The 26,382-nt window shown below is 73.0% G+C and carries 26 protein-coding genes; 15 read left to right on the forward strand and 11 right to left on the reverse strand.

Features of this window, described 5'->3' with window-relative positions; all coding sequences use genetic code 11:
- Positions 1 to 200: PAS domain-containing protein (locus ACFXOM_RS21415; RefSeq protein ID WP_385038791.1), on the reverse strand; the 200-nt coding region annotated here is incomplete at its 3' end.
- Positions 201 to 1,047: 847 nt separating this feature from the next.
- Between ACFXOM_RS21415 and ACFXOM_RS21420 the strand changes: the two genes are divergently transcribed.
- Positions 1,048 to 2,034 carry an amidohydrolase family protein gene (locus tag ACFXOM_RS21420; RefSeq protein WP_385038793.1) on the forward strand — a complete coding sequence of 329 codons (987 nt, stop codon included), beginning with the start codon at positions 1,048 to 1,050 and terminating at the stop codon, positions 2,032 to 2,034.
- Here ACFXOM_RS21420 and ACFXOM_RS21425 read toward each other — a convergent pair.
- Positions 2,021 to 2,230, reverse strand: a complete 210-nt coding sequence (locus tag ACFXOM_RS21425; protein WP_385038796.1) for a DUF397 domain-containing protein — start codon at positions 2,228 to 2,230, stop codon at positions 2,021 to 2,023. The two genes, ACFXOM_RS21420 and ACFXOM_RS21425, sit on opposite strands and share 14 nt — an antisense overlap.
- A complete protein-coding gene (locus ACFXOM_RS21430; protein WP_385038799.1) occupies positions 2,211 to 3,053 on the reverse strand; it encodes a Scr1 family TA system antitoxin-like transcriptional regulator in 843 nt (280 codons plus the stop codon). The genes ACFXOM_RS21425 and ACFXOM_RS21430 overlap by 20 nt, the downstream gene beginning before the upstream one ends.
- A 114-nt stretch (positions 3,054 to 3,167) precedes the next feature.
- On the opposite strand from ACFXOM_RS21430, the gene ACFXOM_RS21435 reads away from it, so the two are divergent.
- From ACFXOM_RS21435 to ACFXOM_RS21450, 4 genes are all read left to right on the forward strand, one after another.
- The gene (locus ACFXOM_RS21435; protein ID WP_384936926.1) at positions 3,168 to 3,383 is read left to right on the forward strand and encodes a hypothetical protein; all 216 of its coding nucleotides are present in this window, start codon (positions 3,168 to 3,170) and stop codon (positions 3,381 to 3,383) included.
- On the forward strand, positions 3,380 to 3,586 hold the full coding sequence (locus ACFXOM_RS21440) for a hypothetical protein (RefSeq protein ID WP_384936997.1): 207 nt from the start codon (positions 3,380 to 3,382) through the stop codon (positions 3,584 to 3,586). Before ACFXOM_RS21435 ends, ACFXOM_RS21440 begins: the two co-directional genes overlap by 4 nt.
- Positions 3,587 to 3,751: 165 nt before the next feature.
- The gene (locus ACFXOM_RS21445; RefSeq protein WP_385038802.1) at positions 3,752 to 4,549 is read left to right on the forward strand and encodes a putative protein N(5)-glutamine methyltransferase; all 798 of its coding nucleotides are present in this window, start codon (positions 3,752 to 3,754) and stop codon (positions 4,547 to 4,549) included.
- A 214-nt stretch (positions 4,550 to 4,763) separates the two neighbouring features.
- Entirely contained in the window at positions 4,764 to 6,047 is a 1,284-nt protein-coding gene (locus ACFXOM_RS21450; protein ID WP_385038805.1) for an MFS transporter, read from the forward strand.
- A gap of 117 nt (positions 6,048 to 6,164) precedes the next feature.
- On the opposite strand, the gene murQ is transcribed toward ACFXOM_RS21450, so the two are convergent.
- Positions 6,165 to 7,091: an N-acetylmuramic acid 6-phosphate etherase gene (gene murQ / locus ACFXOM_RS21455; RefSeq protein WP_384936935.1), complete on the reverse strand. Its 927-nt coding sequence runs from the start codon at positions 7,089 to 7,091 to the stop codon at positions 6,165 to 6,167.
- Positions 7,092 to 7,111: 20 nt separating this feature from the next.
- Complete coding sequence (locus tag ACFXOM_RS21460) at positions 7,112 to 8,077, reverse strand: MurR/RpiR family transcriptional regulator (RefSeq protein WP_384936938.1); 966 nt, start codon at positions 8,075 to 8,077, stop codon at positions 7,112 to 7,114.
- Positions 8,078 to 8,229: 152 nt separating this feature from the next.
- On the opposite strand from ACFXOM_RS21460, the gene ACFXOM_RS21465 reads away from it, so the two are divergent.
- Positions 8,230 to 8,583: a hypothetical protein gene (locus tag ACFXOM_RS21465; RefSeq protein WP_384936939.1), complete on the forward strand. Its 354-nt coding sequence runs from the start codon at positions 8,230 to 8,232 to the stop codon at positions 8,581 to 8,583.
- Positions 8,580 to 8,846 (forward strand): DUF4031 domain-containing protein, encoded by a 267-nt coding sequence (locus ACFXOM_RS21470; RefSeq protein ID WP_384944499.1) that lies wholly within the window; start codon positions 8,580 to 8,582, stop codon positions 8,844 to 8,846. Before ACFXOM_RS21465 ends, ACFXOM_RS21470 begins: the two co-directional genes overlap by 4 nt.
- 295 nt (positions 8,847 to 9,141) lie before the next feature.
- Here the strand turns inward: ACFXOM_RS21470 and ACFXOM_RS21475 are convergent, their stop codons facing one another.
- On the reverse strand, positions 9,142 to 9,801 hold the full coding sequence (locus ACFXOM_RS21475) for a hypothetical protein (RefSeq protein WP_384936945.1): 660 nt from the start codon (positions 9,799 to 9,801) through the stop codon (positions 9,142 to 9,144).
- 171 nt (positions 9,802 to 9,972) lie between these two features.
- Here ACFXOM_RS21475 and ACFXOM_RS21480 point away from each other — a divergent pair, with 171 nt between their 5' ends.
- The 3 genes from ACFXOM_RS21480 to ACFXOM_RS21490 are packed head-to-tail and all read left to right on the forward strand — an operon-like array spanning position 9,973 to position 12,413.
- On the forward strand, positions 9,973 to 10,638 hold the full coding sequence (locus tag ACFXOM_RS21480) for a helix-turn-helix domain-containing protein (protein WP_385038808.1): 666 nt from the start codon (positions 9,973 to 9,975) through the stop codon (positions 10,636 to 10,638).
- Positions 10,635 to 11,981, forward strand: a complete 1,347-nt coding sequence (locus ACFXOM_RS21485; protein WP_385038811.1) for an MFS transporter — start codon at positions 10,635 to 10,637, stop codon at positions 11,979 to 11,981. Before ACFXOM_RS21480 ends, ACFXOM_RS21485 begins: the two co-directional genes overlap by 4 nt.
- Positions 11,982 to 12,038: 57 nt before the next feature.
- Complete coding sequence (locus tag ACFXOM_RS21490; RefSeq protein ID WP_384936953.1) at positions 12,039 to 12,413, forward strand: DUF6479 family protein; 375 nt, start codon at positions 12,039 to 12,041, stop codon at positions 12,411 to 12,413.
- A 151-nt stretch (positions 12,414 to 12,564) separates the two neighbouring features.
- On the opposite strand, the gene ACFXOM_RS21495 is transcribed toward ACFXOM_RS21490, so the two are convergent.
- Positions 12,565 to 14,838 carry a heavy metal translocating P-type ATPase gene (locus ACFXOM_RS21495; RefSeq protein WP_385038814.1) on the reverse strand — a complete coding sequence of 758 codons (2,274 nt, stop codon included), beginning with the start codon at positions 14,836 to 14,838 and terminating at the stop codon, positions 12,565 to 12,567.
- A 200-nt stretch (positions 14,839 to 15,038) separates the two neighbouring features.
- Between ACFXOM_RS21495 and ACFXOM_RS21500 the strand changes: the two genes are divergently transcribed.
- A complete protein-coding gene (locus ACFXOM_RS21500) occupies positions 15,039 to 15,728 on the forward strand; it encodes a copper homeostasis protein CutC (protein WP_385038817.1) in 690 nt (229 codons plus the stop codon).
- Between the two features lie 38 nt (positions 15,729 to 15,766).
- On the opposite strand, the gene ACFXOM_RS21505 is transcribed toward ACFXOM_RS21500, so the two are convergent.
- Positions 15,767 to 17,716, reverse strand: coding sequence for a HelD family protein (locus ACFXOM_RS21505; protein WP_384944542.1), 1,950 nt, complete (start codon positions 17,714 to 17,716; stop codon positions 15,767 to 15,769).
- A gap of 582 nt (positions 17,717 to 18,298) precedes the next feature.
- Between ACFXOM_RS21505 and ACFXOM_RS21510 the strand changes: the two genes are divergently transcribed.
- A complete protein-coding gene (locus ACFXOM_RS21510) occupies positions 18,299 to 18,487 on the forward strand; it encodes a hypothetical protein (protein ID WP_384936964.1) in 189 nt (62 codons plus the stop codon).
- A gap of 267 nt (positions 18,488 to 18,754) precedes the next feature.
- Here the strand turns inward: ACFXOM_RS21510 and ACFXOM_RS21515 are convergent, their stop codons facing one another.
- The gene (locus tag ACFXOM_RS21515; protein ID WP_385038820.1) at positions 18,755 to 20,398 is read right to left on the reverse strand and encodes a DNA repair helicase XPB; all 1,644 of its coding nucleotides are present in this window, start codon (positions 20,396 to 20,398) and stop codon (positions 18,755 to 18,757) included.
- Between the two features lie 125 nt (positions 20,399 to 20,523).
- On the reverse strand, positions 20,524 to 23,124 hold the full coding sequence (locus ACFXOM_RS21520) for a helicase-associated domain-containing protein (RefSeq protein WP_384936970.1): 2,601 nt from the start codon (positions 23,122 to 23,124) through the stop codon (positions 20,524 to 20,526).
- 85 nt (positions 23,125 to 23,209) lie between these two features.
- On the opposite strand from ACFXOM_RS21520, the gene ACFXOM_RS21525 reads away from it, so the two are divergent.
- A complete protein-coding gene (locus tag ACFXOM_RS21525; RefSeq protein WP_384944508.1) occupies positions 23,210 to 24,349 on the forward strand; it encodes a hypothetical protein in 1,140 nt (379 codons plus the stop codon).
- A gap of 302 nt (positions 24,350 to 24,651) precedes the next feature.
- Positions 24,652 to 25,365, forward strand: a complete 714-nt coding sequence (locus tag ACFXOM_RS21530) for an HAD family hydrolase (protein WP_385038823.1) — start codon at positions 24,652 to 24,654, stop codon at positions 25,363 to 25,365.
- Here ACFXOM_RS21530 and ACFXOM_RS21535 read toward each other — a convergent pair.
- Positions 25,344 to 25,592, reverse strand: a complete 249-nt coding sequence (locus tag ACFXOM_RS21535) for a hypothetical protein (RefSeq protein WP_384936978.1) — start codon at positions 25,590 to 25,592, stop codon at positions 25,344 to 25,346. The genes ACFXOM_RS21530 and ACFXOM_RS21535 overlap by 22 nt on opposite strands.
- Before the next feature lie 180 nt (positions 25,593 to 25,772).
- Here ACFXOM_RS21535 and ACFXOM_RS21540 point away from each other — a divergent pair, with 180 nt between their 5' ends.
- Complete coding sequence (locus tag ACFXOM_RS21540; protein WP_384936981.1) at positions 25,773 to 26,156, forward strand: cold-shock protein; 384 nt, start codon at positions 25,773 to 25,775, stop codon at positions 26,154 to 26,156.
- Positions 26,157 to 26,382: the final 226 nt, after the last annotated feature.

Raw genomic sequence — 26,382 nt, forward strand, 5'->3', positions numbered from 1 at the left:
GTCTGGGCGTTGACGAGGCGGATGGTTCCTGCGTCGTCGACGATCACCATGGCGTCCGGCGCCGCCTCCAGCAACCCCCGGAACCGCTCTTCGGCAGGTCCGGGCCGCGCGCTGTCCCGGCGTTTCCGGCAGTGGCACGGTGCGGGGTCGGGCATCCCTAGGTCGGGCTCCGATGGGACTGCCGTGGTGATGCCTTCCATGCCTGCCTCCCAGACGGATTGTGCCGACTGCGGTGTCCGCGACTGCGGTATCCGGACATCCCAGCGCATCCCGCCCGGTTGCATCCCGGAGTGTCCGATTCTGATCGGCACTGGCTCGAAATGCCTTAGTGCGCACCGTCCTTGAGCTGTCTCCGCGGGTGGAGTCCCGAGCGGGCGGAGAAGGGGGAACCCGCAGCGCGTATCCGCGGCACGAGCCGTTGGGCCGTGGCCAGGGGAGCGGAGCCGGCGGCGGCCGAGGGGCGGCCGGCTCGCCGGCGTGTTCCGGCGGAGGCGAACGGGTGCTCGGGCGACCGGCAAGCTGCCCGGAGCGGAGGTCGGGCCACGAGCTCGGGACGGGTCGTTCGTTGCGGACAACTCGTCATCCCGACAAGGAGGTTGGCGAGATCCGGAGCATGGGGCTTGCCGAGCGGCGAGCCCGTGTGCTGGGCCCGGCTCACCGGCGGGGCCGGGTCGTGGACGAGCACCCGCGACGATCGCCGGAGCGCCCGCACAGACCTGCACGGTGGCGGTGGCGCGGGCTCCTGAACGCCGGTCGCCGACGGGGCCGCACCGAGCGGCGCCGCCGTACGACCGGGAACAGACCGGGGCCCACCGCCCGGTTCCGCGAGGGCCCCGGATCGCATCCGGAGTGCCCGGGCGGAACCCCGGTCCGCGCGGCAGGCACGACCGGACCACAGATCCCGCGCAGCCGGGCCCGGCTGCCGAGCCCTCTCGAGCCGGCGGACTCCTGCATCGCCCGCACCGGCCCGTCCGGCGGGCCCGTGCAGGAGCCGCGCTCCCCCGGCGGTGGGTCGCCGGACTCCGGTGGACACCGCACGGCGCCGGCGTGAAGCTGGAGATGATGCGGATCGATGTGCACGCCCACCTGTGGAGCGAGGACTATCTCCGCCTCCTGGAGTCCTATGGGCGCGAGGACACCGCCACGCAGCGGGGCCTGGGAGCGGGCGACAGCCCGGCGGAGCTCGACGCCCGGTTCGCGATGAACGACGCAGCCGGGATCGACCACCAGGTCCTGTCCGTCTCGCCGCAGAGCCCGTACTTCCCGGCCGAGCAGGAAGCGCTGGCGGCGGCCCGGCTCGCGAACGACCACTACGCCGGAGTCGTCCGCGACCATCCCGAGCGGTTCTCCGCGTTCGCCACCCTTCCGCTGCCGCATCTCGACGCCTCGCTCGGCGAGATGGCGCGGGCCCTCGACGACCTGCGGATGGCCGGCGTCGGCGTCACCACGTCCGTCCTCGGGCGGAGTCTCGGTGACCCGTTCTTCTGGCCCCTGTTCGAGGAGTTGAACCTCCGGGCCGCATGCCTGAGCATCCACCCCGCGGGGCGGGACGCCGGATCACCCCTGATCGCCCGGAACCGGATGCGGTGGATGGTCGGCGCCCCCATGGAGGACACCATCTGCGCGATGCACCTGATCCTGGAGGGCGTCCCGAACCGCTTCCCACGGGTGCGGATCGTCCACTCGCACCTCGGCGGGGCGCTGCCCATGCTGCTGCCCCGCGCGGATGAGCACGTCCGGTGGGAGGCCCCGGACGTCGACATGATGCCGACGCACGCGGCGCGCTTCATGTACTACGACACCGTCGCCCACGGGCACGCCCCGGCCCTGCGCGCGGCGGCCGACTCCTACGGCGTGGACCGCTTGGTGCTGGGCACGGACTTCCCGTACCAGACCGGGGCGGCGCTGCGCCGGGCCGTCGTCTCGATCGAGGAGACGCTGACGCCGGAGGCGGCGGAGGAGGTGTTGACGGCGGGAGAGGAGCTGCTTCCGGCCGGGAACAGCTCCAGGCGCTTCCGCCCTAGCCGTTCTTGAGGTCCGCCACGAACGCGGACCATGCGGCGGCCCGGAACACGAGCCTGGGGCCGTCGGGGTTCTTGGAGTCGCGGACGGGGACGACACCGGGGTGGTCGTCGGCGACTTCGAGGCAGTCGCCGCCGCTGCCGCCGCTGTAGCTGGACTTGTGCCAGATTGCGGTGCTCAGGTCGTACTCAGGACTGCTGATCTTCATGGGCGTAATCCTCCGCCACGGACTCGATCAGGGCCAGCGACTCCGCAGGCGACAGCGCACTGGCCGCGACCAGATCGAAGGTCAGTTCATGGCGTGCGACAGTGGCCGGGTCGTCCTCCAACTGTCCTGTTCCCAAGCCCTGGAGGTAGGCGAGTGGGGGTGCATCGGTGAAAGCCATGAGCTTCAGCGCGCCCTCCAGCGCCATGTGCGCCCCCGCCGCGAACGGCAGCACCTGCACGATCACCCGGTGTCGACGCGCCAGCGCCCCGATGTGCCCCAGTGCTTCCGCCATCACCCCCTCGCCGCCGACCTCGCGGCGCAGCACCGCCTCGTCCAGGACCGTCCACAACATCGGCCGTGTTGGATCGTCGAGCAGTCGCGCCCGCTCGAGCCGGGCCTCGACCAGGTCGTCGATGACCGCTTCCGGGGCCGTCGGCTGGTAGGCGCGGAACACCGCCCGTGCGTACGCCTCCGTCTGAAGAAGCCCCGGAATCAGCAGCGGTGCGTACTCCCTGATGGTCGTCGCGAACGCTTCCGCTTCGGCCGCCTCCGCGAAGTGGTCCGGGTACCTCGACTTGTTGGCCGCCCGACAATTCCGCTCGAAGAAGCCGTTCGTTCCCAGGGTCTCGTCGATCCTGCGCGCGATGTCGTGCTGCATCCTGCGGGTGCCCGCCTCCAGCTGGCCGATGAACGAGGCGCTCACGAAGAGCGGCTCACCCAGCTCCCGTTGGCTCAGTCCGGCCTTCTCGCGGGCATGCCGCAGCTCGGCGCCCAGTAGGGCCCGCGGAGACGTGGAGGGGTCTAAATCCTTCGGTCCTGGCATGTCAACTCCGTGTCACGCACGTGGGGTTGTTGGGGCGCCCCTACTGGTCAGGCTACCCCGCGACGACCACTCTGTGTAGAGAAGGCGAATACTCAGCGTGGAGGTGGGCGTCGAATGGTGCGATCAGCAGAGCGGCTGCGGGTGGCGGAGGAAGTCGTGTCCCAGTTGCGGACCGAGCTCGACGGAACCGGGGTGGTCCTGCCCTCCCTGCGGGTGGACCCCGTGTCGCTCGCCGGCGAGTCGAGCGCGTACCCCCTGGTCGATCTGGGGCGCTGCAACCTGGACACCGCGTTGCGGCTCGCCGCCGTTCTGCACGAGGTCCGCAAGTGAACACGGACGAGTACGTGATCGACGCCCGGGACGGGCGCATCGGTCGGGTCATGGGGAACGTGGGTCCGTACGTGCAGCTGCGGCCCCCGGGCGGCGGGTGCGAGTGGGACTGTCCGCCCGATGCGTTGCGCCCGGCGCCGCCGGGCGAGGTGCTGAGGGCGCGGGTGCAGGAGCGCAACCGGCAGCGGCGGCTGCCGGGGTAGGGTGGCTTCCTCTAGCAGTGCCACGACGTAGGAGGTGAGACCCATTACCGCTGTTGCAAGCCGGGTGCTCGCCTCCGCGCCGCTGTAGGTCGACGAGGGAGCCCCGCTCGGCACTCCGGAGCCAGCTTCCGGGTGCCGGGTGTTCAGGTGTGTCGAAAGGCTCCCGTGTTCTCCTCTTCCCGTTTTTCCATTGATCTTCCCGTCCTCGTCGGGCGGCTGCGCGCCGCGGGCTGCGTCTTCGCCGAGGACGAGGCGGAGCTGCTCCTCGCCGCGGCGCGGACCGACACGGAACTCGCCGCGATGCTGGACCGTCGCGTCGAGGGCCATCCCCTCGAGCACGTTCTCGGCTGGGCCGAGTTCTGCGGTCTGCGCCTCACCGTGGACCCGGGGGTGTTCGTGCCGCGCCGCCGCACGGAGTTCCTCGTCCGAGAGGCCCTCGCCGCGCGCCCGGACGCGGCCGTGGTCGTCGACCTGTGCTGTGGTTCGGGTGCGGTGGGTGCCGCGCTCGTCGCGGCGCTGGGTGGTGCAGAACTGCACGCCGCGGACGTGGAACCGGCGGCGGTGCGCTGCGCCCGGCGCAACGTGACGGGAACGGGCGGCCTCGTCCACGAGGGTGATCTCTTCGCCGCGCTGCCCGGTGCGCTGCGCGGACGGGTCGACCTCCTGGCCGCCAACGTCCCTTATGTGCCGACCGGAGAGGTCGGACTGCTCCCCGCCGAGGCACGCGTCCACGAGCCGCTGGTGGCGCTCGACGGCGGTGCGGACGGGCTGGACGTGCTGCGGAGGGTGACGGCAGGGGCGCGGCAGTGGCTCGCGCCGGGCGGGTGTCTGCTGTTCGAGACCGGCGAGCGGCAGGCTGCGGCCGCAGTGGAGGCGGTCGAGCGCTCCGGCCTGGTGCCGCACGTGGCGACGTCCGAGGAGTTGTACGCCACCGTCGTGAGCGGCACCCGGCCACCCGTCTGACGGACGCCTACCGGACTCGTTCGACGGTCCGGCTTCTTGACGGCCAGGTCCGACCGCCCGGCTGCTGCCGACCCGACCCGACCCGACCCGGCCCGGCGCCCGGGAGCCTCGGGTGCGGGGCCGCCCCGGTGCCGGGAACCACGGCCGAGTTGCCCACCAGACCGCCTCGTGAATGGCCCTGGGGGGTGGGTCATTTGGGCCGTAGCTTCGGGGGGTGACGACACACCGCATCCTGCCGCCAGCCGGGCCCGCCCGCGTCCTCGCCAGCGCCCAGCTGGTCAACTCCCTGGGTGACGGCGCCTATTACGTCACCTCCGCGCTCTACTTCACCTCCGTCGTCGGACTCGCCCCGGAGCGGGTCGGACTCGGGCTCACCCTTGCCTGGGCGGTCGGCTCGGGCCTGGGCGTGCCGCTCGGGCGGCTCGCCGACCGGCGGGGACCGCGCGGAGCGGCGGTGCTGTTCGCGCTGGCGACAAGTGGGGCCGTGGCGTCGTTCCTGGTCATCAGGTCCTTCTGGCCGTTCCTCCTGGCTGTGTGCGTCTACGCCACCGCCCAGTCGGGGCTGGCGGCCGCCCGGCAGGCGCTGCTCGCGGGGCTCGTCGAGCCGGGAGGGCGGACCGCTGTCCTGGCCCATCTGCAGTCGACCCTCAACGCGGGGCTCGCCGTGGGCGCCGGGATCGGTGGACTCGCGCTGTACTCCGGCACGCGGTCGGGCTACCTCGCGGTCTTCGCGCTGGACGCGGTGAGCTTCCTGGTGTGCGCGCTGGTGCTGGCGCGGCTGCCCGGCGTGCAGCCGGTGGTGGTGGAGAGGGGGTCGGCCCTCGCGGTGCTGGGGGACCGTCCGTACGCACTGATCACCCTGCTCAACGCCGTGCTGCTGTTGCGGATGCCGTTGCTCAGCCTCGGGATACCGCTGTGGGTCGGTGAGCGCACGGAGGCGCCGGAATGGGTCGTGTCCGCGCTGTTCGTCCTCAACACCGTTGCTGTGGCGGCGTTCCAAGTGCGGACCGCACGGGGAGTCACGTCGCTGGGAACGGCAGTGGGCGCCGTACGGCGGTCCGGGTGGACCCTGCTCGCCTCGTGCGCGGTCTTCGCCCTGTCGGCGGCCGGGGTCCCGGTGTGGGCGGCGGTCGTGGTGCTGGTCGTCGGTGCTGTGGTGCAGGTGGCGGGGGAGATGCTGCACTCGGCGGGGTCGTGGCAGATCGGCTTCGGCCTCGCTCCGGACGGGCGGATCGGCGAGTACCAGGGGTTCTACGGCACGGGGGTGACCGTTGCCCGTACTGCGGGGCCCCTGTTGCTCACTGCACTGCTGGTCACCTGGGGCGTGCCGGGGTGGCTGGTGCTGGGCGGGCTGTTCGTGGGGGCGTCGTACGCGATGGGGCCGGCGGTGCGGTGGGCCGGTCGGTCCCGGCCGGGGAACGCCGGTTCGGGTCTCCGGCGCGGTCCCCGGCCGCGGACTCCGTACGACCCGCTGAGCCGGGGAGCGGGGCCGGGGTGAACGGCGCCGGCTGAAAGGCACCGGGTCACGTCGAGCTGCTCACCGGCGCTGCGTCGGACGTGCCGTCCCGGACCCGCTGCCCCGGACCTGCTGTCCCGGACGTGCCGTCCCAGCCGCTCAGTCGAGCAGCGCCTCGCGGAGGCGGCCGTTCGTCCCTTTGAGGCGGTCGGCGGCCGCTGGGGCGTCCAGATCGGCGAGGAGCATGAGGATCGCCGTCTTGACCTCGCCGTCGGCCGCCTCCAGCGCCGCGTCGATCGCGTCGTCCCGGGCTCCGGTCGCGAGGGCCACGATGTGGCGGGAGCGCGCCCGCAGCTTGTCGTTCGAAGCGCGCACGTCGACCATGAGGTTCCCGTAGGTCTTCCCGAGGCGGATCATCGTGATCGTCGAGATCATGTTGAGGACGAGCTTCTGGGCGGTGCCCGCCTTCAACCGGGTGGACCCGGCCAGCAGTTCGGGTCCGGTGACGATCTCGATGCCGTGCTCCGCGGCCGCCGCGAGTGCGCTGTCCGCGTTGCAGGCGAGACCGATCGTCAGTGCTCCGTGTGCACGGGCGTGTTCGACGGCTCCGATCGCGTACGGGGTGCGGCCGGAGGCCGAGACGCCGACCACGGTGTCGGGTGCGGAGATGCCGAGGCCGTCGAGGTCGCCGGCTGCGAGCTGCTTGGAGTCCTCAGCGCCTTCGACCGCGTCCACCATCGCCGTGGGGCCGCCGGCGATCAGTCCGACGACCTCGCCCGGTGCGGTGTTGAAGGTCGGTGGGCACTCGCTGGCGTCCAGCACCCCGAGCCGCCCCGCCGTTCCTGCGCCCGCGTACACGAGGCGTCCGCCGCGGCCCATCCGCTCGGCGGTCGCGTCGATCGCGGCGGCGATGGCGGGCAGTTGTGCGGCGACGGCGGTGGGGACGGTCCGGTCCTCGCCGTTCATGATGCGGGCGATCTCCGCGGTGGGCAGCCGGTCGATGTCGGCGAGTTCGGGGCGGATGGACTCGGTGGTGAGGGCCGCCAGTTGCGCGCGCAGTCCGTCCGGGCGGGGCGTGGAGGTCATGGAAGCGGTCTTTCGGTGGTTCAGCGGGTCCGGGAGCTGTGGCGGTGGGCGAGGGCCTCGTAGGACGCGGCGAGAGCGGGTGCGGCCGTGTCGTACGTACGCTGCGCGACGCCGATGAACAAGCAGTCGACGACGAGGAGCTGGCTCGTGCGGGAGGACATGGCCGCCGGGCGCAGCTCGCTCTCACGGGCGGTGGACGTGGTCAGGACGTGGTCCGCGTACTGGGAGACCGGGCCGTCCGGGCGCCCGGTGATCGCGACCGTCGTGGCGCCGTGGTCGAAGGCGACGCGGAGGGGTTCGATGATGTCGCCGGTCGAGCCCGAGTGGCTGATCGCGATCGCCACGTCGCCGGAGCGGAGCTGGACGGCGTTGGTGACGGCGAGGTGCGGGTCGCTGTGGGCGTGGGCGACCAGACCGATGCGCAGCAGCTTCTGGGCGAGGTCCTGGGCGACCAGTCCCGACGCGCCGACACCGTAGACGTCGACCCGGCGGGCTGCGGCGAGTGCGCTGACGGCGGCGCCGAGCTGTCCCGTGTCCAGGCCGGACGCCGTGTCGGCGAGGGTCTGCTGCTCGTCGTGGGCGAGCTTGGCGACCACGTCGGCTATGGGGTCGTCGACCGAGATGTCTGCGGTGACCGCCGGGCCGCGCCCGGACTGCTGCTGGGCGGCGAGCCCCGCGAGTGCGAGGCGCAGGTCGCGGTAGCCGGGGTAGCCGAGGAGGCGGGCCGTGCGGACCACGGTGGCCTCGCTGGTGCCGGTGAGCTCGGCGAGTCCGGTGACCGTGAGCGCGGCGCAGCCTGCCGGGTCGCGGGCGACGGCTTCGGCGACCCGCTGCATGGAGCGGGTCATGGACGGCGCGAGCGTGCGCACTTTCGCCGCGAGGGCCGCGGGAGCAGGTGGCGTGGGTGGGGGCGGGGCGGGTGGAGGTGGGCCCGTGGGGCCCGCACCGATCTCGTCGGTGAAAGATTCCTTCAGTTCACGGATCATTGCTGAAAGATATTTTCGCTCAGGTGGGGTGGTCAACCCCCTGCGCGGGGGGGTGCGGCGGCACGAGCGCGTCGCACGCGCCGGGGGCGCGTTCCGGGTGGGGGCGACCGGCCTGTGGGTGGGGCGGTGGCCACCGGGGTGACAATGTCTCCATGGACGTCAACCCGCAGGAGCAGGCGCTCCATGCCGCCCGGGCCCTGGTGCTCGCGGACCTCGTCGCCCGCGACGTGGCCCACGCCGAGGTCGTCTCGCTGGTGGAGGAGTCGGTCGCACAACGCCGTTGGTGGGTCGAGCAGTGGCCTGAGGGGGCCGTCTACCTGGCGGGGCTGGTCGCCCAGGATGTGCAGGACGCCCTCCTGGAGCGGTACGGGCGCTGGCCGCTGTGCCCGGTCTGCACCGGTGGCGAGCCCCACGCGCTGGACGTGGAGCCCGAGTTGGGGCCCGATCCGCACTGGGTCTGTGGGAAGGCGGGCGTGGTCGTCGCCCCGGTCGGCGGACTGTCGTGACGATCTACATCGACCCGCCGACCTGGCCGGGGCACGGTCGCCTGTGGTCGCACCTGGTCAGCGACGTGTCCTTCGAGGAGCTGCACGTGTTCGCCGCCTCGATCGGATGCCCGCAGCGTGCCTTCGAACGCGACCACTATGACGTCCCGTCTCACCGCTACGAGGACGCCGTGCGCGCGGGCGCGGTGGAGCTCGGCTCCAAGGAGCTCGTCCGCCGCCTCTCGGATGCGGGGCTGCGGCGCCCGAAGCACCGCCGGGCGTGACGTCCCGGTGTGTGCCGGGGTCCCCCAACGGGTGGGGGCCGTGCCGGGCGCGCCCGTCGGCGGGCCTGCCGGGTGCGTACGAGGGGCCGGGTGGCGCCGGGCGTGGAGTGCCGCGCGGTAGGGGGCGGTGGAGGCGACCGGGCGGGCGTCGGCCGCGGGTGCGGGGCGTGGGCGGAGGAGCGCGCCGACTGCGGGTGGTTCCGGGTGGCGGAACGCCTGCGCGGCTGCGCCCGGGGCGCAGGCCGGGACGGTCGGCCGGGGCCGACCGCCTGGCGTGCGCCGTGCCCCACCCCGATCACGATCCGAGCAACTGCTCCAGTTCTGCCGATACGTTGCGGCGGGCCGCGGACTCCCAGGCGTGCTCGCCGTGCGGGGTGTGAAAGAGCCGGGGCAGGCCGAGGAGGTGGCGTAGGACGTCGGCGCGGCCCGTGCGGAAGAGGTCGTCCGGCACGAAGGCGTACTCCTCGCGGACGGCGGCGGCGTAGGCGGCGTACGCGTCCGGTGGGGAGGCGAGGACCGCCAGGTCGGCGTCGCACAGGACCGTCCCGTTGCGGTCCCCGCCCTCGGGGTCGTGGGTCCGGGTGAGCCGGACGAGACGGGCCACCTCCTTCGTCGCCGTCCCGCTCAGCCCGGCCTCGGGTAGGGCGCGCTCGGCGAGGCGGGCGGAGCGGTCCTCGTTGGTGGAGAGCTCCGGGCGGTAGATCGCGTCGTGGAACCATGCGGCGAGCCGGACCAGGTTCGGGTCGTCGGCGTACCCCTCCAGCGTGTCGATGTGGTCGAGCACCGCGGCCAGGTGGTCCGTGGTGTGGTAGCGCCGTTGGGGTTCGGCCCAGCGGGCCAGCAGGTTGTCCGCGTATTGGGACGGGTCGGGGGACGGGCCGGGGGCGCCGGGGTCCGAACGGGCGGCGCGGAGAGCGGCGTTCCAGCGGGCGCGAAGATCCTTCAGGTCGGCCATGAGGCCATTGTCCATGCGGGTGGGGGACGGCTGACGGGCGACGTCCGAGGCTCGTGACCGGGGCGTCCGGGATTCCGGGGAGCGGCTCGGCCGAGGTCAGTACGCCCTTATACAAAGAAGTTTTTGCAAAAATAGTTGTGCAGAATTCTTCGACTGACCTACGGTTCCGACATGCCCAGTGACGAGGACAAGCGGGTACTCGACCCGGAGCACGACGCGGCGGCCTTGAAGGCGCTCACCCACCCCCTCCGCATCCAACTGCTCGGGTTGCTCAGGCAGGACGGCCCGGCCACGGCGAGCGAGCTCGCCCACAGGACCGGCGAGTCGTCCGCCTCCACCAGCTACCACCTGCGCGTCCTGGCGAAGTACGCATTCATTGCGGAGGCCGAGCACCGGGACGGGCGGGAGCGTCGCTGGAGGGCCGTGCACTCGATGACGGCGTGGAGCAGTGCCGCCATGGAGTCCACTCCGGAGGGCCGCGCCTACCGCAGTCAGACGCGCAGGGTGCAGATCGAGCACCTGGAGGCCTCGGTCGCCCGGCATGAGGCGGACCTCGCCGCCGGACGACTGGGCCAGGAATGGCTGGAGCCGGCCGGGATCAGTGACATGCTGCCGCGGCTCACCGCCGAGTCCCTCGCCGAACTCTGGGGGACGCTCGACGGCAAGCTGCAGGAGCTCACCTCCCGCGACGCCGAGGACCCGCGCGCGATGCAGGTCGTGCTCTTCACCGCCGGTCTGCCCATCGCGCCGCGCGGCCGCGACGACGAGCCGCACCCCCCGGGCCGCGCCGCTACGGGCGCCGGGGAGCCAACGGAGCCTGGCGGCGGCGAATCGTGAACGAGTCGCCGACCATACGCAACGCCCGCCGCCGATACGTCACTGTCTGTGTGCTCTTCTGGCTCCCGTCCGGCCTGGCGATCGCTCCCCTGGTCCTCCTGCTCACCGAGCGCGGCATGACGCTAGCGGCCATCGCAGGTGCTTTTGCCGCGTTCTCGTTGACGGTAGCCGTGCTGGAACTGCCCACCGGAGGGTTGTCCGACGTCCTCGGACGTCGTGGCGTGCTGGCCGCGGCCGGATTGCTCAACTCGGTCGCCCTCACGCTCCAGGCCGTGGGTGGGACCCCGTTGGTGCTCACCCTCGGCATGGTGCTCCTGGGAGCAGGCCGCGCCCTGTCCAGCGGGCCTGCCGAGGCGTGGTACGTCGACACCGTTCGTGCGCACGGCGGTTCCGATGCCGAACTGCGCACCGGCCTTGCGCGCGGGTCCTCCGCGACATCGGCTGCGCTCGCGACCGGCACACTACTCGGCGGCGCACTTCCCTGGCTTCTTGGACCGGGACCCGGAATCGGTGGTCGGCTCGAGGAAGTCACCTCGGGGCGGGTGCTTCCGCTCTCCGTCCCCCTGCTGTTAGGTGTTGCGGTCGAAATCGCCTTCGTGCTCCACGTGCTGTCCGCCCTGGATGAGCCGCCTCGCTCCAAAGCTGCGCTCCACGACGTGCTGCGCGGCATTCCGGTCGCCATCGTGGGCGCGTTGCGCATGGGCGGACGCCATGTCCTGGTGCGACGGGTGATGCTCAGTGCAGCGGCCGCGGGGAGTGCAGTGGCCGCCATCGAACTCCTGTCACCCGGACGAGCGGCGACGCTGGCCGGCGGTTCGGAGTCGGGCGCCGTCACCTTCGCGCTGCTCGCCTGCGCGGGCTTCGTTTGCTCCGGGATCGGCAGCCATATCGCACCCTGGGCGGTCTCGGCCTCGGGCAGCGGCGAACGCACGGTCCTGATCGGCCTCGGCACCGGGGTGAGCGGCATGCTGCTGCTGGGCGTCACCGCGGCCTCCGGGGGCGTCATCGCCACGACGCTCGCGGCCCTCGGGTACGGGCTGGTCTATTTCGGTCTGGGCGTGGCGGGGCCGAGCGGGAACGAACTCATGCATCGGAACGTCATGAGTTCGGGGCGAGCCTCCGCCTTGTCCGTCCAGTCCCTCGCTCAGCAAGCGGCGGGTGCCCTCGTCGGCATGGCCGTCGGCCTTCTTCGCCCGGGCCCGTTGCCCTGGATGCTGGCCTGCGCAGTCCTCTTCCTCGGAACGCTCCTGTGGGTCCGTCGCAGCGAGCCCGCGGTCCCGCGTCCCGGCTCGCTCCCCGGGCGGGCGAACGCCGGGCCGGAGACGGTGGCGGAGCGGGCGTAACGGGCGATAATGACCGTGCGGGCTTGTATGCCGTCCCCGTGTGCGGAGGCAGACACCATGACACTCTTGTTCATTGCCCAGAACGGCCCGGTCAGCGAGCTGGCTGCCACCCCGCTGGCCGCCATCGGGCCGCTCACCTTCGGAGTCATCCTGGTCGCCATCCTGGGTGGTGCCATGTGGTGGGACGGCAGGCGGCGCGCGAAGCTGCGTGCGCCGAGCCCCGAAGAGCAGCCGAAGGCGCCCGACCACCGCGAGCACATCGAGGAGATGAGGGAGTCGGACGAGGGCGCGTTCCCCGACGACGGGGGCCGTCTCCTCCCGTACAACCTGAAGAGTCACACATCGCACAGCACCGGCAAGGGGCCGGAGGCGCGCAAGCAGCACGGCGACCGCAGTGGCGGTGCGTTCGGAAGCGGGAGCCTGGGGGGCTAGCGAGGACGCGGACCGTGCCACGAGGGCCCCGGCCGGGCGCGCCCTGCCCTGCTGCCCTCCCGCCGATGCCGTCCCGCGGGTACGGATCGGCCCCGGCCGGGACTGCCGGGGCCGATCCGTGACGGTCGGGCGCGGGACTGCCACGGTGGTCTTACGGACGTTTCGCCTGGAAGCCCCGCAGCCGCAGGCTGTTGCCCACCACGAACACGGAGGAGAAGGCCATCGCCGCGCCAGCGATCATCGGGTTCAGGAGGCCGGCCGCGGCGAGGGGCAGTGCGGCCACGTTGTAGGCGAACGCCCAGAACAGGTTCGAGCGGATCGTGCCGAGCGTGCGGCGCGCCAGTCGGATGGCGTCCGCCGCGGCGCGCAGGTCGCCCCGGACGAGGGTGAGGTCGCCCGCTTCGATGGCCGCGTCCGTGCCGGTGCCCATCGCCAGGCCCAGGTCGGCCTGGGCGAGCGCGGCGGCGTCGTTGACGCCGTCGCCGACCATGGCGACGGTGCGGCCCTCCGCCTGGAGCCGCTTCACCTCAGCGACCTTGTCCTCCGGCAGGACCTCGGCGATCACGTTCTCGGCCGGTATGCCGACTTCTTCGGCGACGGCGGTCGCAACGGCCCGGTTGTCGCCGGTGAGGAGGATCGGGGTCAGACCGAGGGCGCGCAGTCGACCGACCGCCTCGGCGCTGGTGTCCTTCACCGCGTCTGCGACCTCGAGTACCGCGCGGGCCTCGCCGTCCCACGCGACGGTGACGACGGTACGGCCCGCGGCCTCGGCTTCCGCTTGTGCCTTGCGGAGCAGGGGCGGCAGGTCGATCGCCCGGTCGGCGAGCAGCTTCGCGCGGCCGACCAGGACGTCGCGGCCGTCGACCGTGCCCCGGACGCCGAGTCCGGGCACGTTCACGAAGTCCGTGACGACGGGGAGCGGGCCGGCCTGCTCGGTCGCCCCGCCGGCGACCGCACGTGCGACGGGGTGCTCGGAGGCGTGCTCCACGGCGCCCGCCACCCGCAGGGCCTCGAAGACGGTGGTTCCTTCGGCGGTGTGGGTGGCGAGCAGGGTCATGCGGCCGGTGGTGACGGTGCCGGTCTTGTCCAGGACGACGGTGTCGGCCTTGTGCGTGTTCTCCAGGACCTCCGGGCCCTTGATCAGTATGCCGAGCTGGGCGCCCCGGCCGGTGCCGACCATGAGGGCGGTGGGTGTGGCCAGGCCCAGCGCACAGGGGCAGGCGATGATCAGTACGGCTACCGCGGCGGTGAACGCGGCGGTCCACCCCTCGCCGAGGGCCCACCAGACGCCGAGGGTTCCCAGGGCGAGGGCGATCACGATCGGAACGAAGACGGCGGAGATGCGGTCGGCGAGTCGCTGGGCGGCCGCCTTGCCGTTCTGCGCGTCCTCGACCAGCTTCGCCATGCGGGCCAGCTGGGTGTCGGCGCCGACCCGGGTGGCTTCGACGACGAGCCGACCGCCGGCGTTCAGGGTGGCTCCCGCGACGGGTGCGCCGACCGTGACCTCGACGGGTACGGATTCGCCCGTGAGCATGGAGGCGTCGACGGCGGAGGCGCCCTCGACCACGGTGCCGTCGGTGGCGATCTTCTCACCGGGCCGTACGAGGAAACGGTCGCCGACCGCGAGCCGGTTGATGGGGACGGTGTCCTCGCGGCCGTCGCGCAGGACGGTGACCTCCTTCGCGCCGAGTTCGAGCAGGGCGCGCAGGGCCGCCCCCGCGGTGCGCTTGGAACGGGCCTCGAAATAGCGGCCCGCCAGGATGAAGGTGGTGACGCCGGCCGCGGCCTCCAGGTAGATGTTGCCTGCACCGTCGGTGCGGGCGATGGTCAGCTCGAACGGGTGGGTCATGCCCGGTGCCCCGGCGTGCCCGAAGAAGAGCGCCCACAGGGACCACAGGAAGGCGGCCGTGGTGCCCAGCGAGATCAGGGTGTCCATGGTGGCGGCGCCGTGCCGGGCGTTGGTCCACGCGGCGCGGTGGAAGGGGGCGGCGCCCCAGACCACGACGGGCGCGGCAAGGGTGAGGGACAGCCACTGCCAGTAGGTGAACTGCAGGGACGGGACCATGGCCAGGATGACGACGGGCGCTGAGAGCAGTGCCGAGACGAGGACGCGCTGCCGCAGCGCGTCGAGCTCGGGCTCGGTGCGGGGTTGTGCCGCGGATTCGGTGCCCGCGTCGCCGGGAGGGCTCTCCGGGATGGCTGGTGGGGCGGGAGGTTCCGCCGAGTAGCCCGTGCGTTCGACGGTGGCGATCAGATCGGAAACGCTGATGCCGTCGGCGAAGGTGATCTTGGCTTTCTCGGTGGCGTAGTTGACGGTGGCCTCGACCCCGTCCATGCGGTTGAACTTCTTCTCGATGCGGGCCGCGCACGAGGCGCAGGTCATGCCGCCGATGGTGAGTTCGGTGGTCGTCGTCGTGGTGCTCATTGCGTGCCGCTCCGCTCCCGATCTCCGCGTATCGCTCCGGTACAACCCTCTTCGGTATACCCCCAGAGGGTATCACTTGCTCATCTTGTATACCCCCCACCCGTATGTAGTGCAAGAGGGGCGACTGGGCGGGGTGGCGGATCCGGGGGCTAGGCTGGATCCGATATTGGACTAGACCTGTATGGTGGCGGAGGACGGTCATGAACAACCGTGCGGTCCTGGAAGTGATCGCCCTCGACGCGCAGGACGCCGTGGCCGCCCGGTCCGGCGGGGCGGACAGGCTGGAGCTCGTCAGGGACATGGCGGCGGACGGCCTCACGCCCTCGCGGGAGACCTTCGCCCGGATCCGCGCAGCCGTCGACCTCCCCCTGCGGGTGATGCTGCGGCTCGCGGACGGCTTCGCCCCGGGTGACGTCGACGCACTCGTACACGCGGCACGGGAGCTGCGGGAGGAGGGCGCGGAGGAGTTCGTCCTGGGCTTCCTCGACGCACACGGCAACCCCGACCTCGTGACGGTCGAACGGCTCGTGGCCGAGCTCAAGGGGTGCCGGTGGACCTTCCACCGGGCGATCGACGGCGCGGCGGACCGCGACGCACTGCGCAAGCAACTCGCGGACGTTCCCGGCCTCGACACGTACCTCACCGCGGGTTCGGCGGCCGGTGTCGACGACGGACTCCCCGTGCTCCTCGCCGAGGCGGCGCGACGCGGTGAGCCGGGCTACGACAAGCAACTGCTCGTCGGCGGCGGCCTCCGCCTCGACCACCTCCCCGCCCTGCGCGCCGCGGGCCTCGACGCCTTCCACATCGGCGGCGCGGCTCGGCCGCAGGGCTGGGAGGCCCCGGTGGACGCGCAGGCGGTGCGCACCTGGCGGGAGGCGCTCGACGGGTGACCCGGGGCGCCCCACCCGGGCCGTTCCTCCGCGACCGTTCAGGCCAGCTGGGGCGGCAGCGGCGAGGCGTGGAGCACCGTCAGGCCCGAGACCGCGCGGGTGAGGGCCACGTAGAGGCGGCGCAGGCCCGTGCGTTCGTCGGGTTCGCCGTCGACGACGGCCGCCGGCTCGTCGAGGACGACGTAGTCGTACTCCAGACCCTTCGCCAGCGACGCCGGGACCAACGTCAGCCGGGACTCGCTGGTCGTCTCCTCGCCGGGGGACAGGTAGGTCAAACCGGCTGCGGCCAGCGCCTCCGCCAGCGCGGGGACACGGGCGTCCGCCGCGATCAGACCGATGGAGCCCTCGCGGCGGAGCGACTCACGGCAGGCGTCCACCACCGCCGCGTCCCCGTCCCCGACCGTCGCACGGACCTCCAGGGACCCGGGGGACTCGCGCACCGAGCGGACCGCCGCCAGCCCCGGCGACATGTGGGGAAGCAGCCGTGACGCGTATGCGATGACCTCGCGTGGCACGCGGAATCCCGCCGTCAGCTCCTCCACCGCCGCATCGGGCTTCCCGAGGTGGGCCAGTGCCTCTGCCCAACTGCGCGTCGCCCACGGAGTGGTGCCCTGCGCCAGGTCGCCCAGCACCGTGGCGGAGCCCGTCGTGCAGCGGCGGCCCACCGCGCGGTACTGCATCGGTGACAGGTCCTGCGCCTCGTCCAGGACGACGTGTCCCAACGAGTGCGTGCGCTCGACCAGGTCGTACGCCTCGTCGATGAGCACCGCGTCGGCCGGGGACCAGCGCGCGGAGCGCACCGAGCGCGGCGGCCGGGTCCACAGGACGGCCTTCTGCTCGTCGGCGGTCAGCACGCCGTCCGCGTGCTCCGCGAGGAAGTCCGGTTCGGAGAGCAGCCTCAGCACGAGCTTCGCCGGATCCACCACCGGCCAGACCGCCTTCACCGCGGCCTTCACCGCCGCGTTGCGTGCCACCGCGTCCTGGACCCGGTCGTCCGGCGCCTCGCCCGACCGTTCCATGCGGACGAGCACCGCGTGCGCGATGCGCTGCGGAAGGGCGTCGCGGGCGGCGCCGTAGCGGATGTCCCGGTCGAGCAGCTCCCGGACGATCTCCTCCAGTTCGTGGGCGGGCACGCGCCAGCGCCGCGAGCCGCGCACCACCATCAGGGCCTCGGTCGGCATGGTCACGTGCGAGCGCACCGCACGCCGCAGCACCTCGGCCATCCGGGCGTCGCCCTTGACGACCGCCGATGCGGCCTCGTCGGTGCCGCGGACCTCGACGTGTCCGACGAGGTCGTCCACCGTCGCCTGCCGGACCTCCAACTCACCCAGTGCCGGGAGGACTTGCTCGATGTAGTGGAGGAAGGAACGGTTCGGGCCGATCACCAGCGTGCCGGTGCGGGCCAGCCGTTCCCGGTGCGCGTACAGCAGGTACGCCACCCGGTGCAGCCCCACGGCCGTCTTCCCGGTGCCCGGGCCACCCTGGACGCACACCGTGCCGGACAGCCCCGACCGCACGATCTCGTCCTGCTCGGGCTGGATCGTCGCCACGATGTCCCGCATGGGGCCCACGCGGGGCCGCTCGATCTCCGCCTGGAGCAGCTTGCTGGTCCGGTCGGCCTCGGTGGGATCGGTGAGGTGCTCGTCCTCATAGGCCGTGAGGTCGCCGGCGGTGTAGCCGAATCGGCGACGCAGCCGGATGTCCATCGGGTCATTCCTGGAGGCCCGGTAGAACGGCTGCGACACCGGGGCGCGCCAGTCGATCACCATCGGGTCACCCTCGGCGTCATGCACGTGGCGCCGCCCGATGTAGAAGCGCTGCCCCTCCTGCGTGGTGTGCAGGTAGTCGAGCCGGCCGAAGAACAGCGGGGTGTGCGAGAGGTCGGCGAGGGCCTTGATCCGCTCCTCGATCTGGGCTTCCAGGACCACGCGGTTGACCCAGTTCGCCGTGACGTCGCGGATGTCCAGGGCCTGGACGTCCTCGCGCATGGTGCGCAGGGCGGCGCGCGAGGCGGTCAGATGGGCACGTTCGAGGGCCAGGGGGTCGTGCGCGGGCACGGGGCTGCCTCCGGGAGGTGACGGACGGACGGTGCGCGGCGTACGGGGCGGGTGCCGTACGGCTCGTGACGCACGGGTGCACGGCGTACGCACGTGCGGGTCATGGCTGCGCGTCCGGTTTCCGTCCGGACGGCGGCACTCCACGGAGGGAGGCGGGCAAGGGGGAGATTGTAGTCAGCGGCACGGTCACCGGCGAACGGTTTTCACCGGCGGCTGCGGCCGCCGCAGGAGCGGGCCGGGGTCCGGGACACGCCGGCGGGGCGGCGGTGGGCGGGGAGACGTCACCGCGGGTCCGGTGGGCCCGAGCCGACGGTCCCGACGGAGGGGAACTGCAGGGATCGTGGCGGAAGGGGCCCCTGGGCCGCGGACGGGCACCGCGCCGAACGCCGGTGCCCGTGGCGGGCCCGTCGCACCCGTAGGGGGACGCCCGTAGATCCGAGGTCGTATGCGGGCCGGAACCGGCTCAGCCCGCAGGGCGATGTGTTACCGCCGCGTCAAGTCCACCATGGAGGTATGACCACAGCGACACTCCACCCAGCCGGCGGGAGGGTACCCGGAGCCACTGCCATCGGTACCGCCACCCATCACGCCCACCGCATCGGCGATGCGCTGCGCGCCGTCAAGGTCTTCGTGACCACGGCCTTCGGCGTCGTGGTCCTCGGCGAGTACACCGAGGAAGCCGGAGTCCGTCGGCACCTCTGACCGCGGGGACCCGCCGGTCCCACCGGGGCGGCCGGTCGCGGCTGCGAGGCGCCCGTACGGAACGTCACGAGTCGGGCACCGGACGCACCCGCCGCCCCTGACCCTCCCGGTGCCCGGAGCCGTCGGACCTCCCGAGGGGGCTCTCCGACACCGCCGAGGCCGACGCGCTGCTGCCGCCCCGGCCTTGAGGGTGCGCCCCGGCCTTGAGGGTGCGCCCCGGCCGACCCGCGCTCGCCCGCTCCGCCCGGCCCGCGTCCGTACCGGCGGTCAGTCGTCCGTCAGCAGGTCGTCCGCGTCCATGATCCGGTACGCGTACCCCTGCTCGGCCAGGAACCGCTGGCGGTGCGCTGCGAAGTCCTGGTCGATGGTGTCCCTCGCGACCACCGAGTAGAAGTGCGCCTTGTGGCCGTCCGCCTTCGGACGGAGGACCCGGCCGAGCCGCTGAGCCTCCTCCTGGCGGGAGCCGAAGGTGCCGGAGACCTGGATGGCGATCGTCGCCTCCGGCAGGTCGATGGAGAAGTTCGCGACCTTGGAGACCACGAGGACCGAGATCTCGCCGTCCCGGAACGCGTCGAAGAGCCTCTCGCGCTGCGAGTTGGGCGTCTCCCCCTTGATGACGGGGGCGTCCAGGTGCTCGCCCAGCTCGTCGAGCTGGTCGATGTACTGGCCGATGACCAGGGTCTGCTGGCCCCGGTGCTTGCGGACCAGCTCCTCGGTGACCCTCTGTTTGGTCGCGGTCGTCGCGCAGTACCGGTACTTCTCCTCGGTCTCCGCCATCGCGTACGTGAGCCGCTCGGACTCGGTGAGGTTGACCCGGACCTCGATGCAGTCGGCGGGCGCGATGTAGCCCTGGGCCTCGATTTCCTTCCACGGCGCGTCGAAGCGCTTGGGGCCGATGAGGGAGAAGACGTCCGACTCGCGGCCGTCCTCGCGCACCAGCGTCGCGGTCAGACCCAGACGGCGACGGGCCTGCAGGTCGGCGGTGAACTTGAAGACCGGAGCCGGCAGCAGGTGCACCTCGTCGTAGACGATCAGGCCCCAGTCACGGGAGTCGAACAGTTCCAGATGGGGGTAGATCCCCTTCCGCTTGGTCGTCAGCACCTGGTAGGTGGCGATCGTGACCGGGCGGATCTCCTTCTTCGCGCCGCTGTACTCGCCGATTTCGTCCTCGGTGAGCGATGTGCGCTTGACCAGCTCGTGCTTCCACTGGCGGGCGGAGACCGTGTTCGTCACCAGGATCAGGGTCGTCGCCTTCGCCTGGGCCATGGCACCCGCCCCGACGAGGGTCTTTCCCGCCCCACAGGGCAGCACGACGACACCGGAGCCGCCGTGCCAGAAACCCTCGACGGCCTGCTTCTGGTACGGGCGCAGCGCCCAGCCCGACTCGTCCAGGTCGATGCGGTGGGCCTCGCCGTCGACGTAACCGGCGTGGTCCTCGGCCGGCCAGCCGAGCTTCAGCAGGGTCTGCTTGATCTGGCCGCGCTCCGACGGGTGCACGACGACGGTGTCCGGGTCGAGCCGGGCACCGACCAAGGGCTGGACCTTCTTGGAACGGAGGATCTCCTCCAGGACCGGCCGGTCGGTGGTGGTCAGCACCAGTCCGTGGGCAGGGTGCTTGACGAGGCTGAGGCGGCCGTACCGGGCCATGGTCTCGGCGACGTCGACCAGCAGGGCGTGCGGCACGGGGTAGCGGGAGAACTCGACGAGGGCGTCGACGACCTGCTCCGCGTCGTGCCCCGCGGCCCGGGCGTTCCACAGGCCGAGCGGAGTGATGCGGTAGGTGTGGATGTGTTCGGGGGCGCGTTCCAGTTCCGCGAACGGAGCGATGGCGCGACGGCACGCGTCGGCCTGCTCGTGGTCGACCTCCAGCAGGAGGGTTTTGTCGCTTTGGACGATGAGCGGTCCATTCACGCGTGTGCCCTTTCCTCGCGCATCCCGTGCGGCCAAATCTCCAGTCTGCCTCATCGGGCACCCCGGTCGGGCGGCTGCCCGCCCCCACCCGTGCGGACCCGGAGCGGCGGTGCGGCCGTCGGGCGTCAGACGGAGTCGTCGGCGAGTTCCGCGACACCGGTGATGCGGTGCAGGGGGTAGGTCCGGACCTCGTCGGCGGTGTGGTCGTAGGCCGTGACGAAGCCGCCCTCGACGCGGACGGGTGCGATGACGCGCTGGCTGGCGGCGCCGTCCGCGTTGACGTAACCGATCCAGATCGCCGCGCCGGTGAGCACCGCCGCCTGCACGGTGGCGAGCGTCTCGGCCGGCGTGGTGCGGGGCAGTTCGCCGTCGGCGGTGTGCGGTGCGGGCTTGCGCACCGCGGTGACGGCCATGTCGCCGGCCCGGATCGCCTTCACCGCGGCACCGAGCAGTGTGTCGTCGGGTACGGGCGGCCCGTCGGGCACCGGGACGGGCGGGGTGCGGTGCGGGGTGCGGCGGGCATCGGCCCGGGTGATCAGCACGTCGCCCTCCGCGGACTCCGCGGCCGGTGCGTAGCCCATGGCCCGGAGGCCTTCGAGCAGCGTGGACGGGTCGGCCTGACTGGCGAGCACCGTCGGCGCGAGCCGCCGCATCCGCAGTCCGTGCGAGCGCCGGTCCGCGAGGATCTCGTCAAGGGTCGCGTCGTCGTCGCAGCGCACGTAGGCGGACGCGGCGCCGATGCGGAGGTGGCCGTGCTTGCGGGCCACGTCGTCGACGAGGTAGCTGAGCGGCTGCGGCACGGGGGTGCGGCTGTGCCGGGCCAGGAACGCGTGCAGGTCCGCGGCTGCCTGCCCGGCGTCCAGAGCGCGCCGGACGGACGCGGGCGTAAACCTGTAGACCGTCGCACCACCCTTCGACTCCACGTCCGCAATGACTCCCAACGCTTCGGCGAGGGGGCGCTCGAGCGGGCCCGGCGCCACGGCGGTGAGGTCGGCCTGGAGGAGGACGTGGTCGAGCGGCTCGGGCAGCAGCGGGGCGAGGGCGGCCGCGGCGAGCGCGGCGCGGGCGGCGAGTCCGGGTCCCGCTGCCGCGGTCGCGCCCGGTGCGGAGGCCGGATCGCGGAGCCGGTCCGTCGCGTCCGTGCCGGCACCGCCCAGGAGCGTGCGGCACGCCGACGACAGGGAGCCGCGTCCGGTGATGCCGAGCAGCTCCGCTTCGGTGAGGGTCCAGGTGGCGATGCGCGAGCGGAGGTCCGGTCCGTCGGAGGCCGGGGCGGCAGGGGTACGGGCGGGACGTTCCCAGCGGAGTCGGGCCAGGACGGTGTCCGGGACCGGGGCGGCGCCGACGGGCAGCTCCGCCAGCAGTACCAGGACGCGGTGGCGGACCTCGGGCGCGGCACCGCGGTCCAGGTCGGGGCCCAGCGCGGCGAGGGTGCGGCCCTTGGCGTCCTGGCCGCCGACCAGGCCCGCGGTCCGGGTCGCGGTGAGCCAGGCGGTTGCGAGCGCGGTCCAGCGCGCAGGCGCGGGGAGGTCGAGCCACTCGTCGTACGCGGGGGTCGGGGCGAACCGCTCGTCCGCCTCGCCGTCCGAAGCCAGCAACCCCGCCGTGTAGGCCAGTTCGAGCCAGAAGGCGGCGACCGGCTCCGACACGTCCATCGACGCCGCCGTGCGCTTGAGGTCCCGCACGCTCAGCCCCCCGGCCTTCAGCACGGGAGGACCGGCGGTCTGCCACTCCTTCAGCAGTTCCTCCACGGTGGCGAGGGCCGTGTGGGCCTGCCCCGCCGCCGTGCCGTCCACCACCGTCGGACGGTGTTCCGCGGCGATCCGTACCTCGGGCGGGACCGGCTCCGGCTCGCGGTGCGCCCGGCCGGCCCGCAGGTGCAGGGCCGCCTCGCGCGGCAGCACCACCGTGCGCGGCGAAGTGGGCAGCAGCAGCCCGCGGTCGCGCAGCCAACGCACCGGAGGCGCGGGGGCGGAGGTCACCTCCCCGTACGGCGGGCCCCAGACCAGCCGGTCCAGCACCGCCAGGGCGTCCGGGGGAGCCGTGTCGAGGAGCGCCGCCATCCGCTTCCGGTCCGTGAAGAGCGCGGTCAGCGCGGCGACTGCGGACACCGGGTCGTGGGTCGTCGGCAGGCCCGCGGCCGTGACGATCTCCTGGATCCGCCCCGGTGACATGCCCGCCGTGGCCTCCGCCACCGTCGGCCCGAGTCCGGTGGGCGACGGGTGCCCCGGTGACGGTGCGAGCAACTCGCGCGCGGTGCGCACGAGCCGCATCCGGTCGTCGTCGCCCCACACCAGCGCCTGGTCGCGCAGGTCCCCGAGCGCGCGGGGCAGCGCCGCCTCGACTGCGGGATCACCGTCGTCGCCGCCCAGCAGCGCGAGGACCGTGCCGTACGACGTGGGCTCGGCGGCCACGGCCAGGACCTGCGCGGTCTGTACGGCGAACCGGTCCAGTCGCTCCAGCGCCCGGACCACCGACGCCCGCGTGCCGGCGCGGGTGGCCAGTTGGGTCAGGTCGTTCGGAACCGGGTTCAGCAGGTCAGGGCGGGCGCGCAGCAGCGTGGCCAACCCCTCGTCGCCCCTGGCGCGCAGCGCGTCGGCCAGGGTGCGCGGTGCGGCGGCTGCCGTGCGCGGCGTCGTGTCCGCGGTCGGCGACCCCTCTGTGGCCGGCTCCACCGGCGTTCCTGCGGGCACGTGCGCCTCCCGATCGAGCTCACCGGTCCCCATCCGCCCCACGTTAGCCCGTGCCCAGGCGCTAACGTCAGGACCGGCTCCGGGGACGTGGACGCTGGGGACGCTGTGGAGGGGCACCGTGGGCATCGAGAGCGACCAACTGGTCTTCGACTACCTGAGCAGGGTGGGGGACGTAGCCCAGCAGCGACAGCTGCCCTCCGCCACCAGGATGCGGCTCGTGTCGTCGCTCCGGAACGAGATCGACAAGCAGCGCGCGAAGTTCGGGACCGACAGCCCGTCGGCGGTGCGGAGGATCCTGGGGCGGCTGGGCACACCCGACGAGGTGGTCGACGCAGCGGCGCGTCACGACGGGGGCAAGCCCGCGGGCCCCGCGACGTCCGCGGGCACGACGGAGGACGCGGCCTGGTCCTCGCCGCGCACGGCACCCGCGACACCACCGGATCCGGAACCGGCGGGCCCTTCCGTACCGGAGCAACGCTCCCGGTCGGCCCGGCGGTTCATCCCGCGACCGCGCGCGTCGGACCGCCGGGACGGAGCCACCGGCCCGGGCGGGTCCGGGCCGGTGGCCGACTCCGGCCGCGGTGCGTCCCCCGTCGACGCCTCTTCCGCGGACGCCTCCCCCGTCGACGCCTCCTCCGCACAGGGTGCACCGGACTGGTGGCGTGTCGAACCGGGACCGCACGGCTCCACGGGCGACATCGGTGGTTTCGTCGGCGGAGTGGAGATCCCCGACCTGCTGGTGCCGCCGGCGACGGAGCGTGCGGGCGAACGGCAGGACAACGGGGGTGCCGGCGGGGCGGCGCCCGGCGACCACGCCGACGGCGCCGTCGACGGCGGGGCCCCGGCCGCCGCACCGCGCCGGTGGCGTCCGGGCGCCCTGCTGCGTCCGTCGCGGCGGACCGGCGTCCGCCCGGATCGGGCGCCCGGCCAGCCGATGCTCCTCTTCGCCGCCGCTCTCCTGGCCCTCGGTCTGCTCCTCGGGTCCTGGATCGCCCTGGCCGGGGGATGGCTGCTCGCGTACGCGTCCCGGACCCTCTCCCGGGCGGAGGCGAAATGGGCGGTCCTCGGCCTGCCGGGCGGCGTCGCCGCGGGCGCGGCGGTCTGGCTGTGGGGCCGTGTCGAGGGCCGCTGGGGCGACCCCATCGCGCCGGGCGGCCAGGCGATGCGCGAGGCCCTCGCCACCACCTGGCCGTGGGTGGTCAGGGGCGCTGCCCTGGCCTCGGCCCTCTTCCTCGTCTGGCGTGCGCGCAGGAAGTGAGTCCGGTCACGGAGCACGGCTGGGGGGCGCCTGCCGCCGGTGCGAAATGGGCGGCGACCTTCCCCGCCCTCACCGGACGGAGGGACCGGTGAGACCGGCGGGGACATCGAGGACACCGGGGACACCGAGGACGGATCCGCCGGATGCGGGGCCGGTACGGTCCGCGCACCGGCCCGCTGAGGTCGGGGGAGCCGAGGACGGCCCCGGCCGCGTGCCGGCCCGGGGCGCGGTGGTGCCGTTCGGCTCCGGACCGGACCCCGCTGTCCGGCCCACTGCCCGACCCGGTGGGCACAATGGACCGCATGCCTTCGACTCCGCGCACGTCGCCGCGCCCCGCCCTGCTCACCGTCGGCTTCGACCTCGACATGACCCTGGTCGACTCCCGTCCCGGCATCCACGCCGTCTTCCGGGCGCTGTCCGCGGAGACGGGCGTCCGGATAGACGCCGACCTCGTGGTCACTCGGCTCGGACCCCCGCTGGAGCAGGAGCTTGCGCACTGGTTCCCCGCGGACCGCGTCCAGGAGCTGGGCGATCGCTACCGCGCGCTCTACCCCGAGTACGCCATCGCCCCCAGCCGCGCGATGCGTGGTGCCCGCGAGGCCGTCGCCGCGGTCCGGGCGTTCGGCGGCCGCGTGATCGTGGTGACCGCCAAGCACGAGCCGAACGCCGCACTGCACCTCGCCCACCTGGGCATCGAGCCCGACGAACTCGTCGGCTCGCTGTGGGCCGAGGCGAAGGCAGAGACGCTGCGCGCGCACGACGCACGGATGTACGTCGGCGACCACGTGGGAGATGTGCGCGGCGCCCGTGCCGCCGGGGCGCTCTCGGTGGCCGTGGCCACCGGTCCGTGCGCGGAGCGGGAACTGCGCGAAGCGGGTGCGGACGTGGTGCTGTCGGACCTGGGGGCCTTCCCGGGCTGGCTCAGCACGTACGACAGGTCGGGTCGTGGTGTTCCGCCCGGCCGGGGCGAAGAGGGATCCGGCCGGTTGCCGGACTACGCCGAGGAACGCGCCTGACGGCGCTGCGCGGCGATCGACCGCAGCACTCCCGCTCCCGCGATCAGGAAGCCGACGCCCATCAGCATGCTCACCAAGTACGCCACCGTCGGGAACGGATCCGTACCGAGGAACAGCGGGGCCACGGTGACCAGAGTGGCCACTGCGCCCACGATGAAAACGATCGCGCCGACGCGGACGAGCCCGTCACCCGGTCCCGAGGAATTCGCTTGGGTTTCATCAGTCACCCGACCAGGGTAGTTCCCAGCGCGTGGGAAGGGCCCGGGGCGTCTTGTCAGTGGCCCCTGGACCATTAGCCTTGTGTGGTGGCGGGTCGAGCGACCCGCTGCAGTGCTATCCAGAGCAGTTTTGCGGCCGGTTTTCCGAGCGGTTTCGCAATCCCGACGAGTACGAGGACGAGGACAGACGTGCCTACCGGCAAGGTCAAATGGTTCAACAGCGAGAAGGGCTTCGGCTTTCTCTCCCGCGACGACGGCGGCGACGTCTTCGTCCACTCGTCGGTGCTTCCGGACGGAGTCGACAGCCTGAAGCCCGGCCAGCGGGTCGAATTCGGGGTCGTTGCAGGCCAGCGCGGTGACCAGGCGCTTTCGGTGACGGTCTTGGACCCGACCCCGTCGGTCGCCGCAGCACAGCGCCGCAAGCCGGACGAGTTGGCTTCGATCGTCCAGGACCTGACGACGCTCCTGGAGCACATCACGCCGGCGCTGGAGCGCGGCCGCTACCCCGACAAGGCCCACGGCAAGAAGATCGCCGGCCTGCTGCGCGCGGTCGCCGACCAGCTCGACGTGTAACCGCGCGCCGGATCGCGTCCGAGGGACGCCCGGACGCACCCGCCCCGTACGCGGGGATCGAGAAGACCGCGAGGACACCGCGCGGGACACAGCACGACCTCGCCGAGCGCGCCGCGGCCGAGGGCGACCGACGCCCCCGGCCGCGGCGCGTGGGGTTGCCCTGCGCTGTCGTGGGGCTGTGGTCGCATCCTCCCCCGCCGCCCGTCACGGGCGGGCACGGCGTGCG

The organism is Streptomyces sp. NPDC059169 (assembly GCF_042755225.1).
Classification (GTDB): domain Bacteria; phylum Actinomycetota; class Actinomycetes; order Streptomycetales; family Streptomycetaceae; genus Streptomyces.

Excerpts from the sequence above, each read along its gene's own strand:
- ACFXOM_RS21475 (WP_384936945.1), bottom strand. The coding sequence starts at position 9,801 with ATGGCCGACCTGAAGGATCTTCGCGCCCGCTGGAACGCCGCTCTCCGC.
- ACFXOM_RS21510 (WP_384936964.1), top strand. The coding sequence starts at position 18,299 with ATGACCACAGCGACACTCCACCCAGCCGGCGGGAGGGTACCCGGAGCC.
- ACFXOM_RS21490 (WP_384936953.1), top strand. The coding sequence starts at position 12,039 with ATGACACTCTTGTTCATTGCCCAGAACGGCCCGGTCAGCGAGCTGGCT.
- ACFXOM_RS21435 (WP_384936926.1), top strand. The coding sequence starts at position 3,168 with ATGGTGCGATCAGCAGAGCGGCTGCGGGTGGCGGAGGAAGTCGTGTCC.
- ACFXOM_RS21480 (WP_385038808.1), top strand. The coding sequence starts at position 9,973 with ATGCCCAGTGACGAGGACAAGCGGGTACTCGACCCGGAGCACGACGCG.
- ACFXOM_RS21505 (WP_384944542.1), bottom strand. The coding sequence starts at position 17,716 with ATGCGCGAGGACGTCCAGGCCCTGGACATCCGCGACGTCACGGCGAAC.
- ACFXOM_RS21430 (WP_385038799.1), bottom strand. The coding sequence starts at position 3,053 with ATGCCAGGACCGAAGGATTTAGACCCCTCCACGTCTCCGCGGGCCCTA.
- ACFXOM_RS21460 (WP_384936938.1), bottom strand. The coding sequence starts at position 8,077 with ATGATCCGTGAACTGAAGGAATCTTTCACCGACGAGATCGGTGCGGGC.
- ACFXOM_RS21530 (WP_385038823.1), top strand. The coding sequence starts at position 24,652 with ATGCCTTCGACTCCGCGCACGTCGCCGCGCCCCGCCCTGCTCACCGTC.
- ACFXOM_RS21495 (WP_385038814.1), bottom strand. The coding sequence starts at position 14,838 with ATGAGCACCACGACGACGACCACCGAACTCACCATCGGCGGCATGACC.
- murQ (WP_384936935.1), bottom strand. The coding sequence starts at position 7,091 with ATGACCTCCACGCCCCGCCCGGACGGACTGCGCGCGCAACTGGCGGCC.
- ACFXOM_RS21425 (WP_385038796.1), bottom strand. The coding sequence starts at position 2,230 with ATGAAGATCAGCAGTCCTGAGTACGACCTGAGCACCGCAATCTGGCAC.
- ACFXOM_RS21465 (WP_384936939.1), top strand. The coding sequence starts at position 8,230 with ATGGACGTCAACCCGCAGGAGCAGGCGCTCCATGCCGCCCGGGCCCTG.
- ACFXOM_RS21520 (WP_384936970.1), bottom strand. The coding sequence starts at position 23,124 with ATGGGGACCGGTGAGCTCGATCGGGAGGCGCACGTGCCCGCAGGAACG.
- ACFXOM_RS21500 (WP_385038817.1), top strand. The coding sequence starts at position 15,039 with ATGAACAACCGTGCGGTCCTGGAAGTGATCGCCCTCGACGCGCAGGAC.